The organism is Aminobacter sp. P4_D5 (assembly GCF_056401815.1).
The window spans coordinates 1-884 of record NZ_JBFUIP010000500.1 but is presented as its reverse complement, the minus strand read 5'-3'; the positions used below and the strand labels follow the sequence as shown (position 1 = coordinate 884).

Below are 884 nucleotides of genomic sequence, written 5' to 3'. Positions count from 1 at the left end.
CCCGATGGCGAGGCAGCTGTCCCAGTCGTTCGCCTCTTGCGCCACGCGCCAGGCCTTGGAGCCGTTGGCGTTGCAGCGTTCGCCGATGGAGAAGTAGGAATTCTCCTGCCGCAGCGCCGTGGCCGAATAGAGCGAGGCCACGCTCGGCACCCAGTGGTAATTGCGCTTCACCGGCGCCGGCCGCGCATTGGCGCCGCCCAGCTTGCGCAGCATGGCATCCAGCCCGGCGATGTGAGGGATGGAGGTGCCGCAGCAGCCGCCGATTAGGTTGAAGCCGTCCTCGACCACGAAGCGCTCCATCCAGGTCGCCATCTCCTCGGCGCCCAAGGGATAGTGCGTCTTGCCGTCGACCAGCTCCGGCAGGCCGGCATTGGGCTGCACGCTGAGCAGGCCGGGCCAGTTCTGGCTGAGCCAGCGGATGTGCTCCGCCATCTCCTGCGGGCCCGTCGCGCAGTTGAGGCCTACGAGCGGCACGTCGAGCGAGTGGATCACGGCGGCGGCGGCGGCGATGTCGGGGCCGACGAGCAGCGTCCCCGTGGTCTCGACCGTCACCTGCACGAAGATGGGGATGTCGCTGTTGGTCTTCGCCTTGGCGATCTTCGCCGCGTTCACCGCGGCCTTGATGAAGAGCGTGTCCTGGTTGGTTTCGGTCAGCAGCGCATCGGCGCCCCCGGCGATGAGGCCGAGGCACTGCTCGGTGAGGCCAGCCTCCAGCGCGTCATAGGTGATGTGGCCGAGGCTGGGCAGCTTGGTGCCTGGCCCGATATCGCCGATGACCCAGCGGTGGCGGCCATCGGCGAAGCTCTCCGCCGCCTCGCGGGCCAGTTCCACGCCGAGCTTGTTGATCTCGAAGGCGCGGCTGCCGAGCTCGAACTCCTCCAGTG

Annotated in this window: 1 protein-coding gene; it reads right to left on the bottom strand. The window is 68.3% G+C overall.

What is annotated here, in order from left to right; genetic code table 11:
• Window positions 1-884 (bottom strand): homocysteine S-methyltransferase family protein (locus AC1DWF_RS33055; protein ID WP_476842732.1); only part of this gene is annotated, 884 nt, incomplete at both ends.